Source organism: Fodinibius salicampi, assembly GCF_039545095.1.
GTDB classification, from domain to species: Bacteria; Bacteroidota; Rhodothermia; order Balneolales; family Balneolaceae; genus Fodinibius; species Fodinibius salicampi.
Genome location: NZ_BAABRS010000001.1, coordinates 1,564,768 through 1,581,803, shown reverse-complemented (window position 1 = coordinate 1,581,803; position 17,036 = coordinate 1,564,768). Strand labels below are relative to the sequence as shown.

The window sequence follows — 17,036 nt, the reverse complement described above, 5'->3', positions numbered from 1 at the left end:
TCAATTTTAAAGACCTACGTAAAATGGATGCTTCAAAACTGAATATTGACCTTATCAAAAAGTATAACGTACAGGGTCCGCGCTATACCTCATATCCCACTGCGGTACAGTTCAGCGAGACGGGATATGAGGATATCTTAACGCTTTATGAGTACTTAATCGATCGTAATAGGGAACCGCGTCCGGTATCTCTGTATTTTCATATTCCGTTTTGTTTCTCGCTCTGCTGGTATTGTGGATGTACAAAAATTATTACAAAAGATCAGGATCGGGGAGATGCCTATCTCGATTATCTTGAGAAAGAAATGGACCAGATTTCAAAGTTGCTGCATCCCGATTCTGAAATCGTTCAGATCCACTTTGGCGGCGGGACCCCCACTTTTTTGAAGCCGAATCAGCTGCAGCGTTTGGGCGATGAAATAAAAAAACGGTTCAATCTTACAGAGGAAACGGAATTTGGCGTTGAAATTGATCCTCGCCGCTGCACCCGGGAGCATATCCAAACATTGGCTGATATCGGGTGTAATCGTGCCTCCCTGGGCGTTCAGGATACGAATGAAAAAGTCCAGGAGGCCATACATCGCATTCAACCTTTTGAACAAACTCAGCAGGTAACAAATTGGCTTCGCGAAGCTAATATTGATTCTATTAATTTTGATCTAATTTATGGTTTGCCACTGCAGACACTGGAAACTTTTCAGCAGACCATAGACGATGTACTCACCTTGCATCCGGATCGGCTTGCGGTGTATAGTTATGCCCATATTCCCAGCATGATGCCAGCTCAAAAGCTGTTGAATGAGGCAGATATGCCCTCAACTGACGAGAAATTAGCCATGTTGCAACTGAGTATCTCCTATTTAACAGAGAACAGGTATCGATTTATAGGTATGGATCACTTCTCGCGGGAAGATGAGGAACTCTCCCAGGCAATGGACAATGGAACACTGCAGCGTAATTTTCAGGGCTACAGCACATTGGCGGGAGCAGATTTATATGCCTTTGGCATGTCGGGTATTTCTAATGTCGGGGAATATTATTGGCAAAATACTAAAGACATTGGAGGGTATTATGAGCAATTGGATGAAGGAAATGCTCCGGTTTTTAAAATACTGCAACTGAGCAGAGATGATCGGCTTCGCAAGTCGGTTATTATGGATATCATGTGTCGCATGGGTATCGATTATCATTCCGTTGAGAATCAATGGAATATTGATTTTACTGATTACTTCTCGGATGAATTGAAACGTTTACTGGAGCTTGAAAAAGACGGACTTATTGTACGATCTTCTGATGAATTAATAATCACTGAAAAAGGACGGTTGTTTCTCCGTAATATTGCTATGTGTTTTGATTACTACCTGAATGAACAGAAGGAAGTTCATAACTTTTCAAAAACAGTATAAAATGTCGCCCGACCAACAAAAATATATTCGCTGGTGGCTATGGACCGGTGCGTGGTTAATTTTTTTCATGCTTGTGGTAGGTGGAATTACACGATTGACGGATTCCGGTCTCTCAATGTCTGATTGGAACTTGATAATGGGAGCATTACCTCCGATGAGTGAATCCGAATGGATGGCAGTTTTTGAACGCTATAAGGAGTTTCCTCAATACCAGCAGATTAATACAGGAATGTCTCTAACAGAATTTAAGGCAATTTTTTTCTGGGAGTATATCCACCGGTTATTGGGCCGTATCATCGGATTCGTTTTTCTTGTTCCATTTATCTTCTTCTGGGTGCGTGGGTATTTTAATGCTAGAATGTTACGCCGTGCCTGTATTTTGTTCGCTTTGGGAGCACTGCAGGGAATTATGGGCTGGATTATGGTTAAAAGCGGCTTGGTGGATGTGCCGTACGTAAGTCATTATCGGTTGGCCCTTCATTTGCTGCTGGCTATGATTTTATTTGGATTTTGTATCTGGTATGCACTGGATCTTTACGACTCAGATTCATCAGGGAAAAGTAACGATCTGCCTGCTCTCAAACGGTGGTCCATAACCCTACTGATTATTTTTACTTTTCAAGTAGTTTGGGGTGCGTTTACCGCTGGACTTGATGCAGGATATATGTACAATACATTTCCCACAATGAATGGGGACTGGCTTCCCGGAAGCGCGTGGGTTCTGCAACCGTTGGTATTAAACCTGGTAGAGAATCCCGGTACGGTTCAATGGATGCACCGTATTTTAGGGACTATCCTTGGAATAGCGGCTGCCATATTTTGGTGGAAAAATCGTAAAGCTGATCTCAGTCCAATTATAGAACAAAAAGCTCGAATTCTGCTCGGCATGATTTTGACACAGTATGTGCTCGGAATCTTAACGGTTATAACCAATGTGGAAATTTTGGTAGGAGTTATTCACCAGGCCGGAGCGTTTATGGTACTGTTTTTCTGGATTTGGTACTACCACGATCTGAAATCTAATGGGGTAAAAGTCTAATATTATTCTTAATTTAAGATAAGATACTCTTAAATACTAAATAAGGCCTGACAGGCTTAACCAAATAAAAATCACATTATGAATACGGTAAAAGAACGAACGATTGGACAAGTTGTAACTGATGATTATAGAGCAGCACAAGTTTTTAGAAACTATGGACTGGATTTTTGCTGTGGTGGAAATCTGACCATAGAAGAAGCATGTGAGAAAAAGAATGTTGATCCAACTAAAGTACACACTGCTTTACAAGGACTGACTGATAAAAACGGGAAAGAAGATAATTATGACCAGTGGTCGCTGGACTTCCTGGTGGATTATATTGTGAATAACCACCATCAGTTTTCTCGTAAGAAGCTTCCGGAAATAGGTGCTTATGCAAAAAAAGTAGCTAAAGTACACGGGGAGCGCCATCCTGAACTCACAGAAATCTATTATGAGTTTACCAAACTTCACAGCGAAATGATTAATCATCTTGATAAGGAAGAGGAACTCCTATTTCCCTATATCAAAGAGATGGTAGAGGCTGAGAAGAATAATGAAACCCCTGAACAGCCGGATTATATCAGTGCTGCTAATCCTGTATCAATGATGGAAGATGAGCATGACGATGCTGGAGCGGCTATTGCAAAAATCCGTGAACTGAGTAATGACTTTACTCCACCGGAAGACGCATGTACCACATACCGAATCCTATTTGAAAATTTGGAAGGATTCGAAAAAGACCTTCACAAGCATGTACACCTTGAAAACAATATTCTCTTTCCAAAAGCTTTGGAACTTGAGAAGCGTTTGAATTGACGACGCAAAACTTTTATACCTATAACCCTATTTACTATGAAACTTTCACCTCACGACTTTTCTATTCCTGTAATGGGAACCGGTCATTCAATTGATTCTCCCATCCGTGTTGGTCCCTATGGAATCGATTCGGTTATTTCTATTGTAGATGACCTGCTGGTTGAACGCATCCGCAAGTATTATTGCCAAAAATTCGACTTTGAATACACCAATATAGCCCGCAATGCGGAGGATGGTCGCGCACGCCGTATTACAGTTTACCTGGATACGGTGCAAGAGATTGTTCAGGATAAGTTTACAGCGATCCGGAATCAGCCTTTCTTCGAGGACAACGACAAGGCAAAGTACTTTGAGATGCTTCCTGGGGGGACTGTTATCAGGCAGAAATATAATAAACTGATGAGTACCGAAGAGGGAAGTCTTCGTGATCGTCTTTCCTGTGAACTCTCACAGCTCATGAGTCCGGGTTCGATAGATGTTAATATCATGGCGAAGGTGGATAAGCTAAATTATACCAAAGGCGATGTGCCTATGAGTAGTGAATTCAGTGATGCCAGTGCTGCCTTACGTGGATACGCAAAAAGCAAGCTGTCGTCGAGTCTTATTCTCTCCGCGGGATTTAATCCAAGGCTCTATAATTATATTACCGAGTTTAAAGATTTTTATCGGGATGCCGGTGGAGAGATTAAAAAGAAGATTATTCTGAAGGTCAGTGATTTTCGTTCAGCCCTTATCCAGGGGAAGTACCTGGCTAAGAAAGGTCTGGAGGTATTTGAATATCGCATAGAATCAGGTTTGAATTGTGGAGGACACGCTTTCCCCTCAGATGGACACTTAATGCCAAGTTTGCTTCGGGAATTCCGAGAGAAAAGAGAGCAGCTCACAACCGCGGTACAGCCGCTTATTAAAAAGTATTATGATGAACATGCCGGCGGCTTTTCAAAGGATTGGGAAATCACTGAGCCCCGGTTAACGGTGCAGGGGGGGATCGGCAACAGCGGAGAAGCGGAGCGCCTGCTTAAGGACTTTAAGATGGATGCCACAGGATGGGGCAGTCCCTTTTTATTAGTTCCGGAAGCCACTACCGTTGATAAACCAACACGTAAGCTCTTGGAAAAGGCGGGTGAGAGCGAGCTTTATCTGAGTGGTGTTTCCCCATTAGGAGTGCCGTTTAATAACATTAGGGATACCGGATCGGAGCATTATCACAAGGAGCGAATAGAAAAGGGGAAACCCGGTTCACCCTGTCCCAAAGGCTTCCTAAAATCCAATACCGAATTTACGGAACAGCCTATTTGTACCGCATCTACGCAGTATCAGCTGCTTAAGCTCGACCAGATTGCTCAAAGTGAAATGGCGGAAGACCAGAAGGAACAAAAGCGCGAAAAAGTATTAAATAAGGCTTGTTTATGTGACCATCTTGGCAACGGGGCGCTCATTGATTTGGGAATTTTAGCCGAGCATCGCGCCCCACAAGCTATTTGCCCAGGACCCAATATTGCCTGGTTTGACGGAGAGTATACACTGCGGGAAATGGTCGATCACATCTATGGGCGCGGAGCGTCGCTGGTACCGGCTGAACGTCCGCATATGTTTGCGAAAGAGATTACACTTTATGTGGATTATGTGGAAGAGCTTGCAAATCAGCAGGGCGATCCTGCGGATATTAAAAAACTCAAAAAAATCCGGAAGAATTTGGAAAAGGGAATGGATTATTGTCTTGAAATAGCAAAAACAGAAGCTTATGAGGAGGAAAACCTGGATTCTATTCCGTCCACTGTTGAAGAGCAGCGACAACGACTGGAAGAGATTATTAAATTCGCTGAGGCGAAGATAATGGTTCAAGCCTAGTACGGATTACCTCTGTCACAGTTGACAAGTTCTTTTATAGTTATATACATTGGGTTACTTATTCAGTGGATTAATTAATCAGCCAATAGATCCATTGTTTTTAATAGAACTCAAAAATAGAGGATAAGATGGAGAGAAATAAGGAAAGATCATGGGCAGAACCATATAAAATTAAAATGGTAGAGCCCGTGCGAATGATTAGCCGGGAAGAGCGAGAAGAAGCTATAAAAGAAGCGGGATATAATACCTTTTTGCTGAAGTCCCGGGATGTCTATATCGACTTGCTCACGGATAGTGGAACTTCTGCAATGAGTGATCGGCAGTGGGCTGGTATGATGATGGGGGATGAAGCTTATGCCGGAAGTAAAAATTTCTACCACCTGGAAGAAACCATTCAAAAATATTATGGATACGATTATGTAGTTCCTACTCATCAGGGCAGGGGAGCAGAGCATATTATTTCTCAGCTGTTGATTGATGAAGGGGACTTCATTCCGGGGAATATGTATTTTACCACGACGAAACTGCATCAGGAACTAGCCGGTGGCACATTTGTGGATGTAATTATCGATGAGGCGCATGATCCGGAGAATGAGCATCCGTTTAAAGCCGATGTAGATCTCATTAAGCTGGAGAATCTGATCAAAGAGAAGGGCGCTGAAAGGATACCCTATGTTTCTATTGCCACCTCAGTAAATATGGCAGGTGGACAGCCGATTTCACTGTCAAATCTGAAAAAGGTTCGGGAACTAACGAATAAATATGAGATTCCCATTATCCACGACATGACGCGTGTAGCGGAGAATGCTTACTTTATTAAACAGCGGGAGGAAGGTTACGAGGATACGCCTGTCAAAGATATCGTCAGGGAAATTTGTTCGCTCACCGATGGAGCAACAATGAGCGCCAAGAAAGATGCCTTGGTAAATATTGGCGGGTTTTTGGCTCTTAATGATGAGGAGCTCTTCCGGAAAGCACAGAATATGGTTGTTATTTATGAGGGCCTGCATACGTACGGCGGTATGGCCGGACGTGATATGGAGGCCTTATCCATTGGCATCACAGAATCCGTAGATGAAGATCATATTCGGGCCCGCGTAGGACAAGTTCAGTATCTTGGAGAGAAGCTGATTGACATGGGGGTTCCGGTTGTTCGACCTATAGGAAGCCACGGAGTATTTCTCAATGCTAAAAAGATACTACCCCATCTGAGTCAGGATGAATTGCCCGCCCAAACATTAGCGGCCGAACTATATGTGGATGCGGGTATCCGAAGCATGGAGCGGGGCGTTGTTTCCGCCGGCAGGGATCCGGAAACCGGTGAACACAATTACCCGGAGCTGGAATTAGTGCGCCTGACCATACCGCGGCGCGTTTACACTCAGGCTCATATGGATGTTGTCGCCGAATCGGTCGAAGCAGTCTATTACCAGCGCGAAGATATTACTGGTTTAGAATTTGATTATGAACCGGAATATTTACGCTTTTTCCAGTCGCGATTTAAGAAGCGATAAATACCGTTTGTCCCAAAACTAATGGTCGTAATAATCAACCTCGTTCGGTATCTCTTATGCGGACCAAGTATTAGAATATTAGTTTTCTGCTTTTTTCCCCATCCTCCGCAGAGCTTGGAATGTTTATTCCCCTGATTGATATAAAATAAAGTTTAATCAGATATTCTATCTTTTTATTACAGGACGGAGCACAAAAGGCTCATATTTTCGATATCAAACATTCAGTAGTTGTATTAAAATACTTATATTAATAACCTATTGATTATAGGTTAGTTACTATTAGTTACATATTACTTATATATTAATCTACAAATAGAAGAAAGACTTGTTCTGTGTAGGGTATTAGCCTTATATTATAAACACTTGATCGAAAAAAAGTTCTGCAACCGCAGGACTTTTTCTATTTATAGCCCTTCTTAAACTCATGGATTCAAAGAATAGTCCCCCATTTTATCACGGTACAATACCGCTTAAAAACAGTTTAATTATCTAAATAAAGTAATAACTTATTTTGATCGACAGGTTTAATTTTGTTATTCCTCAAGCGGATTCAGCCGGGCCGAAAAGTGCCGTAGCACGTCCGGGCCTGAAACAATCTCGTAGCCGCTGAGTTTTTTGCGTTGCTCATATGCTGAAATGATTACTTCAGCCAAATAATCAACATGGCTTTGCGTATAAACTCTGCGTGGAAAAGCCAAACGGACCAGCTCCATAGCTGCAGGCTTTTCGCTACCGTCGGGGTGTTGTCCAAACATAACGGTTCCAATTTCTACTCCGCGTACGCCTCCTAACAGGTAGAGGGCATTGTTAAAAGACCATGCAGGATATTGGGTAGGCGGAATATGAGGTAATATCTTCTTGGCATCCAAATAGACCGCATGTCCCCCGGTAGGCTGTACAATGGGAATGCCTGCATCAGTAAGTTTATCTCCCAGATAAGCAATGGAACGGATTCGATAGCGCAGATAGTCGCTGTCGAGGGCTTCATAGAGACCTTGGGCAACGGCTTCCATATCGTAGCCGGCCATCCCGCCATAGGTAGGGAAACCCTCGGTCAGGATCTCCAGGTTTCGGCATTCAGAAGCCAGTTCATCACTGTTCAGTGCCAGGAATCCCCCGATATTGGCCATGCCGTCTTTTTTGGCGCTCATAGTACAACCGTCAGCATAGCTGAACATCTCTTGTGCAATGTCAATAGGGCTTTTACCAGAAAATCCTTCTTCGCGGGTTTTGATGAACCAGGCATTTTCGGCAAACCGGCAGGCGTCAATGAAAAAAGGGATATCGTTTTTTCGGGCAATCTCAGAGACGGATCGGATATTTTCCATGCTTACCGGCTGGCCGCCCCCAGAATTATTGGTTACCGTAATCATAATTACGGGAATATTATCGATTCCAACATCATGAATGGTTTTTTCCAGTTTATCCAGATCCATATTCCCCTTAAACGGATGCCGGCTTTCGGGTTGATGTCCCTCTGCTATCACTAAGTCACGTGCTTCGGCACCAGCATGCTCTACATGAGCACGAGTGGTGTCAAAGTGAGTGTTACTAGGAATGACGTCACCCTCCTGAGCAATAGTTGTGAAGAAGATATTTTCAGCTGCCCGTCCCTGATGAGTAGGGATGAGGTGTTTGTATCCTGTTATATCCTGTACGGCAGATTCCAGTTTGTAAAAAGAAGAGGAGCCTGCATAAGATTCATCACTGGCGATTATGCCCGACCACTGTTTGGAGGACATAGCCCCTGTACCGCTATCCGTTAGCAGATCTATCAGCACGTCATCCGCTTTGAGCAAGAAGGGGTTATACCCGGCCTCCTTAAGAAGTCGCTTCCGCTCCTCCATAGAAGTGAATCGAATAGGTTCAACAGACCGAATACGAAAGGGTTCAATAATAGTATCGGATTCAAATTCATTTAGTTTCATAAAATAGTTCCTTGGGTTAAGGGGCTAGGGTAACTATAAACTTTATTTAATCAGTTCAAAAATACAGTTACTGTTCAATAATGTACAAGAATTTTATCCAAGCATGATTGAACCTGATTTTATTTGGTATAAAAGAGTATTTTATCTTATTATTACTTTTGAAATTCATAATTGGTTTTAGCGACTATCGATGACATCAAAAAGAAACAAATGGGTTCGGCCGCTTCTTTATACGGTATCTGGCTTTCTTTTATTTGAGATATTAACAGGTCTTTCTATTTATCTGTTGCCTTTCAGTGTGGGCAATCAGTTAATGGTACTTTTACATACAGTTGTGGGATTACTATTTCTGTTTCCTTACCTGTGGTATCAATATCAGCATTGGCTGGAATATAAAGACCGTCCCATCAACGAATTCGTGATTATGGGATATGTAGCAATGGCCGCTACAACAGTAGCCATAATATCGGGTTTGATTTTGACTTATGAAGCGTTATTCATGTCGGCTATCACAGCTGTTTGGAAGAAAATACATTTAACCTCAACCTTTGTACTCATCGCTTCGGTTATCCCTCACGTAGGGTTGATTATCTTCCGGGATTCAAAAGCAGAAAATAAGAGCGAAACGATTCAAAAAAGAAAGTTAGGCCAAAAGAAATTTAGTTTTAACAGTGCCTATTTGTTGCTCTATCAGTTTGCGGTAGTAGGACTACTAATGTTTGCTTACTCATCTTCTTATTCTGATACGGTTAAACTACCCAATGATTATCCATACCATGAGGGGGCTGAGAGTCCCTTTGCGCCAAGCCTTGCCCGTACAGAAAGCGGAGATCTTATTGACGCAGAACGGCTCGGAGGATCGGAATCGTGTGGTACATCAGGTTGTCATTCTGAAATAAAAGAAGAATGGGAGACTAGTGCCCATCGCTACGCTGCTTCGGATCCATTTTTTAGGAAAATTCAGGAAAATATGGGCAAACAAAAGGGAGCAGTGGCCAGCCGGTATTGCGCTGGTTGCCACGATCCCATTGGATTATTTGCTGGTTCTGCGAATCTCTATTCCGATAAACTGACTAATAATATCGGACTTGATGAGGGGATATCCTGCGTCTCTTGCCATACTATGACAGAGGCTGATGTTCAGGGAAATGCAGACTATGCCATTATCTCTCCGGAGCGATATATATTTGAGCTTAAGGATGGAAAGATAGCTAAGCTTATTAGCGATTTCCTGATAAGGGCCTATCCAGAAAAACATGTAGATAGTTACAGCCGGACATTTTATAAAACATCTGAGTATTGTGGTTCCTGTCATAAGCAATATATAGACGAAGATATTAATAATGTGGGGTGGGTTCAGTTACAGAATCAATATGACCAATGGCGGAAGAGTCACTGGAATGATGAGGAGAACGCATTTGCCACACTGGAATGCAGGGATTGCCACATGCCGCTCACAGCTTCAGAAGATCCGGCTCGTGGGGATGCGCTTGATATAAACAGGACAGCTGATGATAAAAAACACCGTAGTCATCGGTTTTTGGGTGGAAATCAATATGTGCCCAAGCTACTGGACTTGCCTAATGCAGATAAGCATGTAGAGCTGATTGAGGAATGGCTTCGGGGAGATTATGAAATTCCGGAAATACAGGATAAGTGGGTTAAAGGTGAGACCATTCCGATCTCAATTATCAGCCCAGATAGTATCCAGGTGGGCGAGGAATTAAATATGGATGTCATTATTACTAACAAAAAAGCAGGCCATGAATTTCCAACAGGTCCATTGGATATGATGCAGTCATGGATAGAAATAATAGCTAAAGACCAGGATGGCAATATATTATTTTCATCAGGAACGCTGGATGAAGATCATTTTATAGAATCCGGTAGTTTCATATTTAAAGCCGAGCCGGTCGATCAATATGGAAATTTAATTGACCGCCACAATCTTTGGGAGCTTGTAGGCGTACGGTACAGCCGGGCTCTCTACCCCGGGAAAACCGATTATGCTCGTTTTGCTGTGGATATAACGGAAGAAAATATTACAGACATTTATATAACAGCGAAGCTGCAGTATCGAAAATTCAACCAGTTTTTGATGAATGAAGTATTTACAGAAGTAGATGACGAAACGGCTCCTATAACTACCGTTTCCAGTGATACTCATCAGGTAAAAGTGTCTCGATAAGAAAAAAACATCATGTTTTCTAATTTAAGCCGCCGGAAAAAAAGAATACTCAGCGCATCCGTATTTATAGCATTAATTTCTATTCTTGCAGCTTCTTTTATTTGGCAGAAGCAGGATACCGCAAAATATATACCCGGTGACGAGGTAGAAGGACGAACAGCACGGCTGGATAGGAAAGTTCCGGAAGACGTTCCGCAAATTCGTTTTGAAAATGTCACGGCACAAAAAGGAATTGAGTTCAAGCATTTTTATAAAGAGCGTGGCTCAAGGATTACGGAAGATATGGGATCTGGTGTAGCGTGGATTGATTTTAATAATGACGGATATGAAGATCTGTTTGTGGTGAATTTTGCCGGACCGACAGATATGGGTCATGAAGCATTCAATAATTCACCCGCAACTCCTGTACTATATCAAAATAATGGTGACGGTTCTTTTACAGATGTAACAGAACAGGCAGGCTTGAAAATTCCAGTATATGGTATTGGTACCGCCTGGGCCGATTATGATAATGATGGGTATATTGATTGTCTCATTACCACTTATGGTCAAAACAGACTCTTTCATAATAATGGTAATGGTACCTTTACAGAAGTTACAGCTGAGGCGGGACTTGCAGAGAAAGAGGGATTTTGGTCGGGAGCGGCATGGGCGGATTATAATAGCGACGGCTTCGTTGATCTCTATATTGGTGGATACATAATATATTTTGAAATTCCTGATGATGAGGAAATCCGAAACCTGCAGGAGCCGCCTTCTATTAATCCATCAGTCTTTGAACCTGCTTCCAATCTGTTATATAAAAATAATGGGGATGGAACCTTTTCAGAAGTGTCCAAAGAAGCGGGTGTTGCTAATCTGGAGGGTAAAAGTCTTGCGGTAGCGTGGGTGGATTTGACCAATAATAATTTGCCGGATCTGTATATAGCAAATGATGTAACGGACAATATGCTATATCAGAATTTGGGTGATGGAACTTTTATAAATATCAGTTACCAAGCTAAGGTAGCTGATTATAGGGGTTCAATGGGGGTTGCCATTGGTGACTGGAATGGAGATCAGGATCACGATCTTTTTGTTACCCACTGGGTTGCCGAAGAAAATGCTTTTTATAGCAATATGGTCAATACCAGGGGGACACTTGAATTTCGAGATGAAGCCGATCGATTTGGGATGGGACAATTATCGACTGATTATGTAGGTTGGGCAACTTCGTTTGTGGATATAAATAATGACGGAAGAGAGGACCTTTTCGTAGTTAACGGACACACAATGCAAAAAACAGAGAACTCCCAAGATATGATTCCTATGGAAGATCGGATATTCTGGAATCGAAACAATGAAGATGGCTTCTACGATATATCTGAACTAGCGGGAGCGTACTTCAAAGAAGAGTGGGTAGGGCGTGGTGGTGCTTATGGCGATTATAATAACGATGGGCAACAGGATCTTTTTATTGTGAATCATGATGCTCCTGCTGTTTTGCTGGAAAACCAAACCCAAACCGCCAATCAATGGCTGCAATTGAAGCTGGAAGGTACGGAAAGTAATAAATCTGCAATTGGGACAAAGATAAGACTGACTGTGGATGATGAGGTGCAAATAAGACAGGTTGGAATGCAGCCTTCCTATCTCTCACAAAATACGTTAATACAGCAATTTGGACTTGGAAGAGCGTGTCAGGCCGATACCCTTTTTATCCGCTGGCCGAGCGGAGAAGAACAGGTATTCACGAATGTGAAGGCAAACCAGCGACTGCATATCCAAGAGGGTGATTCAGCGTTACGAAATCTAAACTAATTCTTGGCAGAATTATAACTTATAATTATATCAGAGGATGGTCAAAAGGTCACATATATTATCCTTTTCTTTATTGGTATTTCTGTATTCATCTGTTGGTATTTGGAAGTATATTTCACAGGGAGAGTTACAAAAAGCTCATTCAATAAAGGAAGAACAAAATGTTGAAGTGAAAGCAAGTAAAGAATTTTGGTCTCACTATCAACAAGCTACTGCAAGTCGAACGGCCGGAGACTATGAACAAGCTATATATCATTATAAAGAGGCACTGAAACGAGATGGAGAACATACGGATGCATTATACTATTTGGGAAACATGTATCTATTTCAACGGAAATTCAAACAGACTGAAAAATACTGGCTTCGACTAGAAGAGATTCAGGAGAATGTACCGCGTACTCAGTTGCAATTAGGGAAACTATATTTCTGTACGGATGACGATAACCCGCTATTCGATATGGAGAGAGCTGAAAGAAAGTATAGGTATGCAAAAGATTTGAATCGCGAAGAGATTGGCGCTCCTTTGCAATTGTCAAAAATTGCAATATTTGATAATAATATGTCTGAAGCTAAGGAATTATTAGATGCTGTTCTGTCAGCTGACAATTCAAACTATCAGGCTCTATTTTTAAGAGGCTATATTGATTGGAAGGAGAACAAAAGAGAGGCTGGCAAGAAAAGGTTACGGAAAGCCTGGAGGATTTATCAGAGTCTGGGCCATATACAAATACATGGTGAGGGGGCTACAAAAAAAGGAGCGAGGGCTATGCTCTCAGAAGATATGTTTTGTGATATGTTTCAAACAAATATTGACAGCTTGATGAAGCAAGGTATTAATGAGGTTAATTACAACACATTTGATAATCAGCTAGGTGTCTCGCAATACTAAAATGATAGGGCAAGGTAATATTTTAAAGAGTCTCATTTTGTTAACATCTTATTTATCATCAAATGTTTATAAAGACCTGTTATATTCGATGATTTATAAGATTTATCTTAAAAAGTCAGGTTATGGGATTTCATAATTTCGGTTCTGTGAGATTGCAAAATGGTTCCTTTCTATGGCAGGCATCAGTGGCTTGTTTTGTGCTAGCGGGACTTACCGGCTTTTTCTATCGATTAGGAATGCTGGGATGGATGCCCGGTGAATTATCCTTTGGCAATGTTCGCCATGCTCATTCGCATTTGATGTTTTTTGCTTGGGCGGTTCCATTGCCTTTTTACATTATTATGCAGAAAATAGTCGGAAAATTAGATACTCACAGCCAGGTCAGGGTAATAAAATGGATGAAATATTCCATTGCCGCCACTTTATTATTTGGCCTGTTGGCTTATCCTTTTTTCTTATTCTATGGCTATCGTCCTGTACCTTTGGGGTCGGCTGCCATGCCGCTTTCCGTGGTCTTTTCAGGCTTGGTAATGCTCAGCTGGTATGGATTTATGTGGGGATACTGGAAAGGCCGTTCCGCTTTAAAAGAGGATGATAGTCTGCCTTGGTTTGATGGAGCACTCTTCCTGCTGTCCATCTGCTCACTGGGCGCCTGGGGAGTGGCAGTTATACAGGAGATAGCTCCGCAGTCGCACCTGTTGATGAAGAGTATGACTCATTTCTTTCTTGCTGCTTTTACTGAAGGTTGGGTTGTATTGATACTATTGGCTGTTTTAATTTCGGAGCTGAATATCAGCGAAAAAAACTGGCCGATTCCTCCACACGTGGCTTTAGGATGTATAGCTATTGGGGCGCCGCTGACTTTTCCATATGGAATATCCGAATCATTGCTTTCTTCTACGCTTTTGATAACGGCGCGTATTGGGGGAGCACTGGCGGCTATAGGAATATTAATAGTGCTGCTGGTATTATATAAATCTGGAAATTGGAAACACCGAATATGGATTTGGCCTATTTGCCTGTTGAGTTTAAAAGGATTAATGCAGTTCGTAAGTTCAGTAATACCCAGTTCATTCTGGCTGTCCGATCCGGGATTACGCCTGTTCTATTTGCATATTTTATTGCTGGGAGGGCTTACGTTAATGGGAATAGGATGGATCCAGGTAAAGTCCCCCATTTCTATTAGATATTATCAGGCTGTTGGGGTTGCTATTCTCATTACATTGGTAACGTTACTTATACCTACACGGTTGTGGCCAGATGTGCTTTCCGGGCCATGGATTTTATATGCTTTGGCATTTGGTGCTCTGCTTCCGATTATTGCCGTGACTACGTATTGGATGAGATTGAACGGTTCAAGAAATTGAGCGACTTGGAATTATAATAGATTACAGAAATTGTTAAATCATATAGAAAAGAGAAGTATTAGATGAAAGACATCCAAAATGAAGATGACATTCAAAAACTTGTGCATGCTTTTTATGCCAAAGTAGAAAAGGATGTGCGGCTTGGACCCATTTTTAATGATTTTGCGGGGGTGGAGTGGGAGAACCATTTGCCTAAAATGGTTGATTTTTGGTCAAAATTGTTGTTTCAGACTCAACGCTATAAGGGACATCCATTTAGAGAACACCTTCCTTTACCTATAGAAAAGGAAGATTTTGGTCGATGGTATGGATTATTTGAAGAGACCGTAGATGAATATTTTGAAGGTGAAAAAGCCGAACATGCCAAGGAAATGGCAGGGAAAATAGCTTCTTCTTTTTCTGTTAGAATGGAGATGGAAGGTAAGTTTAATGAATCAGAAGAAAGCCAATGAAAATAACAAAAATGGAACAAGGGATGCAGATCTTAGCTGAAAAGTCCAAAATGCCTGTATAGACACAGAACGCGAAGGACTAAGGGATGCCTCCATGAGTAGATTATTATATACTGAAGGGGCAATGGATGTTTCCATTAGCGCAATCGGGAATTTAGATATAGTTCATATAATTAAAAATAAATATTTGAAATTATGAGAGATTCAATATTAATAACTACGATTTTAATTGTCTTTTCTATCAGCATTATGGGATGGGTGATCTATCCGCATGAAAAAGCCAAACAGCCGGAAACCATGCCGCTGGTTCCTATGATGCAACAGCTGTTGATAGATATGCAGCAGGTTGACCGTGGTATTTATACGGAAGAATTTAGTTTGATTAAACAAGGAGCAGGCAGAATATCAGATCATCCTACAATGACATCTGAGGATAAGAAGTTAGTAAAGAAAAAGCTGGGTACCGAAATGAAGCAGTTTGTGGAGTATGACATGGTAGTACATCATCATGCTGATTCAATGCGGATGGCTGCCATTCAAAAAGATATGACGGAAGTTCTTCGCCACTACCGTATTGTTCAGCAAGGCTGTGTGGATTGCCACTCAAATTTTCGGGAATCCATTTCTTCTGCTAGGACCGGTGACTAGCAAAATATTATTATGAAACAACCAATTATCGGCTATCACAAAGATGAAGAAGACGATTGGGTAGCGGAGCTTCGATGTGGACACAATCAGCATGTGCGACATAATCCTCCTTGGATGCTGCGTCCATGGGTGATGACTCTACAAGGCCGGGAAAGTCGTCTTGGAAAGGAATTGAACTGTAAAAAATGTGATCGTAACGAATCCAAAGACTTTGAACCTCCATGCCAAGATTAGCACGCTTATTTATTAAAACGGGACTCCTTTATTTTTTAGCCTCGCTCTTATTGGGGTTAGCTACCGAATTTAAATGGCTAAATTTTCCTGGAATAACACCCCTTTTCTGGCACTTGCTGATGGTTGGATGGATTACACAAATAATATTTGGCGTCTCCATGTGGATGTTCCCCGGCCGAACCAAAGAAGAAGGATTTTGGCCTCAAAAATGGGGATGGCTGACCTATATCATGTTAAATGTTGGACTTGTATGCCGCATGGTTTCTGAGCCCGCGTCCTACACATCAAATGCAGCTATTTGGAATATTTTGATTGTTGTTTCGGCCATAGCCCAAGTTGCAGCAGCTGCAACTTATACCATAGAACTCTGGCCGCGAATTCAATCCAAAGAGCAGCGTCGCAGGCAGCGAAAGAAGAAACGACAGAAATCCGAAAATTAATGATTTAAGTTTTCGCTTGAATCCTAATAACAAATAACCAGTAAAACTACCTTATGCCAATACCGAGTCGCTGGATGATAAAAGCATCGTTGATTTATATGCTTGTGGGATTTTCCATCGGCGCTTTAATTCTGGTTAGCAAAGCCTATCCGGCATTTGCCGGAATGTGGAGTCTGCTTTCAATTCATATAGAAATCAGCATTTTTGGGTGGATAATTCAGCTTACTATGGGAACCGCCTACTGGATATTGCCGCGCTACTTGATAAGACCATCGAGAGGGAATCCCATGCTGGCGCTGGTAATGGTTGCATTATTAAATCTGGGCATTCTCATCAATGTGGCTTCCTATCTGGATGTGATTGGCTCATCGGCCACCATTGTCGGGCGGTTATTTGAAATAGGAGCAGTAATTTTGTTTATAGGCCTCCACTGGAATCGGGCTGTGACTTATAAGTAAGTAATGAGTGACAATTAATACTCA

15 protein-coding genes are annotated in these 17,036 nt (G+C 41.9%); 14 read left to right on the top strand and 1 reads right to left on the bottom strand.

Annotated elements, in window-relative coordinates:
• Positions 1 to 23: 23 nt before the first annotated feature.
• The 5 genes from hemN to ABEB05_RS06720 all read left to right on the top strand — a co-directional run bounded on the left by hemN (position 24) and on the right by ABEB05_RS06720 (position 6,608).
• Positions 24 to 1,406 (top strand): oxygen-independent coproporphyrinogen III oxidase, encoded by a 1,383-nt coding sequence (gene hemN / locus ABEB05_RS06740; protein ID WP_265788670.1) that lies wholly within the window; start codon positions 24 to 26, stop codon positions 1,404 to 1,406.
• Position 1,407: 1 nt separating this feature from the next.
• Positions 1,408 to 2,445 carry a COX15/CtaA family protein gene (locus ABEB05_RS06735; RefSeq protein WP_265788669.1) on the top strand — a complete coding sequence of 346 codons (1,038 nt, stop codon included), beginning with the start codon at positions 1,408 to 1,410 and terminating at the stop codon, positions 2,443 to 2,445.
• 78 nt (positions 2,446 to 2,523) lie between these two features.
• A complete protein-coding gene (gene ric / locus ABEB05_RS06730; protein ID WP_265788668.1) occupies positions 2,524 to 3,243 on the top strand; it encodes an iron-sulfur cluster repair di-iron protein in 720 nt (239 codons plus the stop codon).
• 36 nt (positions 3,244 to 3,279) lie between these two features.
• The gene (locus tag ABEB05_RS06725) at positions 3,280 to 5,094 is read left to right on the top strand and encodes a hypothetical protein (protein ID WP_265788667.1); all 1,815 of its coding nucleotides are present in this window, start codon (positions 3,280 to 3,282) and stop codon (positions 5,092 to 5,094) included.
• 128 nt (positions 5,095 to 5,222) lie between these two features.
• Positions 5,223 to 6,608, top strand: coding sequence for a tyrosine phenol-lyase (locus ABEB05_RS06720; protein ID WP_265788666.1), 1,386 nt, complete (start codon positions 5,223 to 5,225; stop codon positions 6,606 to 6,608).
• Between the two features lie 533 nt (positions 6,609 to 7,141).
• Here the strand turns inward: ABEB05_RS06720 and ABEB05_RS06715 are convergent.
• Positions 7,142 to 8,536 carry a tryptophanase gene (locus tag ABEB05_RS06715; RefSeq protein ID WP_265788665.1) on the bottom strand — a complete coding sequence of 465 codons (1,395 nt, stop codon included), beginning with the start codon at positions 8,534 to 8,536 and terminating at the stop codon, positions 7,142 to 7,144.
• A gap of 190 nt (positions 8,537 to 8,726) precedes the next feature.
• Between ABEB05_RS06715 and ABEB05_RS06710 the strand changes: the two genes are divergently transcribed.
• The 9 genes from ABEB05_RS06710 (at position 8,727) to ABEB05_RS06670 (ending at position 17,012) form a co-directional block, all read left to right on the top strand.
• Positions 8,727 to 10,724 (top strand): cytochrome b/b6 domain-containing protein, encoded by a 1,998-nt coding sequence (locus ABEB05_RS06710; protein WP_265788663.1) that lies wholly within the window; start codon positions 8,727 to 8,729, stop codon positions 10,722 to 10,724.
• A gap of 12 nt (positions 10,725 to 10,736) precedes the next feature.
• The gene (locus ABEB05_RS06705) at positions 10,737 to 12,524 is read left to right on the top strand and encodes a CRTAC1 family protein (protein ID WP_265788661.1); all 1,788 of its coding nucleotides are present in this window, start codon (positions 10,737 to 10,739) and stop codon (positions 12,522 to 12,524) included.
• A 37-nt stretch (positions 12,525 to 12,561) separates the two neighbouring features.
• A complete protein-coding gene (locus ABEB05_RS06700) occupies positions 12,562 to 13,413 on the top strand; it encodes a tetratricopeptide repeat protein (RefSeq protein WP_265788659.1) in 852 nt (283 codons plus the stop codon).
• A 122-nt stretch (positions 13,414 to 13,535) separates the two neighbouring features.
• A complete protein-coding gene (locus ABEB05_RS06695; RefSeq protein ID WP_265788657.1) occupies positions 13,536 to 14,780 on the top strand; it encodes a hypothetical protein in 1,245 nt (414 codons plus the stop codon).
• Between the two features lie 62 nt (positions 14,781 to 14,842).
• Positions 14,843 to 15,232 carry a group III truncated hemoglobin gene (locus ABEB05_RS06690; protein ID WP_265788656.1) on the top strand — a complete coding sequence of 130 codons (390 nt, stop codon included), beginning with the start codon at positions 14,843 to 14,845 and terminating at the stop codon, positions 15,230 to 15,232.
• A 195-nt stretch (positions 15,233 to 15,427) separates the two neighbouring features.
• Positions 15,428 to 15,880 (top strand): hypothetical protein, encoded by a 453-nt coding sequence (locus ABEB05_RS06685; RefSeq protein WP_265788654.1) that lies wholly within the window; start codon positions 15,428 to 15,430, stop codon positions 15,878 to 15,880.
• Between the two features lie 12 nt (positions 15,881 to 15,892).
• Entirely contained in the window at positions 15,893 to 16,114 is a 222-nt protein-coding gene (locus ABEB05_RS06680) for a DUF3565 domain-containing protein (protein ID WP_265788652.1), read from the top strand.
• The gene (locus ABEB05_RS06675) at positions 16,102 to 16,554 is read left to right on the top strand and encodes a hypothetical protein (protein WP_265788650.1); all 453 of its coding nucleotides are present in this window, start codon (positions 16,102 to 16,104) and stop codon (positions 16,552 to 16,554) included. The genes ABEB05_RS06680 and ABEB05_RS06675 overlap by 13 nt, the downstream gene beginning before the upstream one ends.
• Positions 16,555 to 16,607: 53 nt before the next feature.
• On the top strand, positions 16,608 to 17,012 hold the full coding sequence (locus ABEB05_RS06670) for a heme-copper oxidase family protein (RefSeq protein ID WP_265788648.1): 405 nt from the start codon (positions 16,608 to 16,610) through the stop codon (positions 17,010 to 17,012).
• Positions 17,013 to 17,036: the final 24 nt, after the last annotated feature.

Excerpts from the sequence above, each read along its gene's own strand:
- ABEB05_RS06720 (WP_265788666.1), top strand. The coding sequence starts at position 5,223 with ATGGAGAGAAATAAGGAAAGATCATGGGCAGAACCATATAAAATTAAA.
- ABEB05_RS06685 (WP_265788654.1), top strand. The coding sequence starts at position 15,428 with ATGAGAGATTCAATATTAATAACTACGATTTTAATTGTCTTTTCTATC.
- ABEB05_RS06700 (WP_265788659.1), top strand. The coding sequence starts at position 12,562 with ATGGTCAAAAGGTCACATATATTATCCTTTTCTTTATTGGTATTTCTG.
- ric (WP_265788668.1), top strand. The coding sequence starts at position 2,524 with ATGAATACGGTAAAAGAACGAACGATTGGACAAGTTGTAACTGATGAT.
- ABEB05_RS06715 (WP_265788665.1), bottom strand. The coding sequence starts at position 8,536 with ATGAAACTAAATGAATTTGAATCCGATACTATTATTGAACCCTTTCGT.
- ABEB05_RS06725 (WP_265788667.1), top strand. The coding sequence starts at position 3,280 with ATGAAACTTTCACCTCACGACTTTTCTATTCCTGTAATGGGAACCGGT.
- ABEB05_RS06695 (WP_265788657.1), top strand. The coding sequence starts at position 13,536 with ATGGGATTTCATAATTTCGGTTCTGTGAGATTGCAAAATGGTTCCTTT.
- ABEB05_RS06690 (WP_265788656.1), top strand. The coding sequence starts at position 14,843 with ATGAAAGACATCCAAAATGAAGATGACATTCAAAAACTTGTGCATGCT.
- ABEB05_RS06735 (WP_265788669.1), top strand. The coding sequence starts at position 1,408 with ATGTCGCCCGACCAACAAAAATATATTCGCTGGTGGCTATGGACCGGT.
- ABEB05_RS06710 (WP_265788663.1), top strand. The coding sequence starts at position 8,727 with ATGACATCAAAAAGAAACAAATGGGTTCGGCCGCTTCTTTATACGGTA.
- ABEB05_RS06705 (WP_265788661.1), top strand. The coding sequence starts at position 10,737 with ATGTTTTCTAATTTAAGCCGCCGGAAAAAAAGAATACTCAGCGCATCC.
- hemN (WP_265788670.1), top strand. The coding sequence starts at position 24 with ATGGATGCTTCAAAACTGAATATTGACCTTATCAAAAAGTATAACGTA.
- ABEB05_RS06680 (WP_265788652.1), top strand. The coding sequence starts at position 15,893 with ATGAAACAACCAATTATCGGCTATCACAAAGATGAAGAAGACGATTGG.
- ABEB05_RS06675 (WP_265788650.1), top strand. The coding sequence starts at position 16,102 with ATGCCAAGATTAGCACGCTTATTTATTAAAACGGGACTCCTTTATTTT.
- ABEB05_RS06670 (WP_265788648.1), top strand. The coding sequence starts at position 16,608 with ATGCCAATACCGAGTCGCTGGATGATAAAAGCATCGTTGATTTATATG.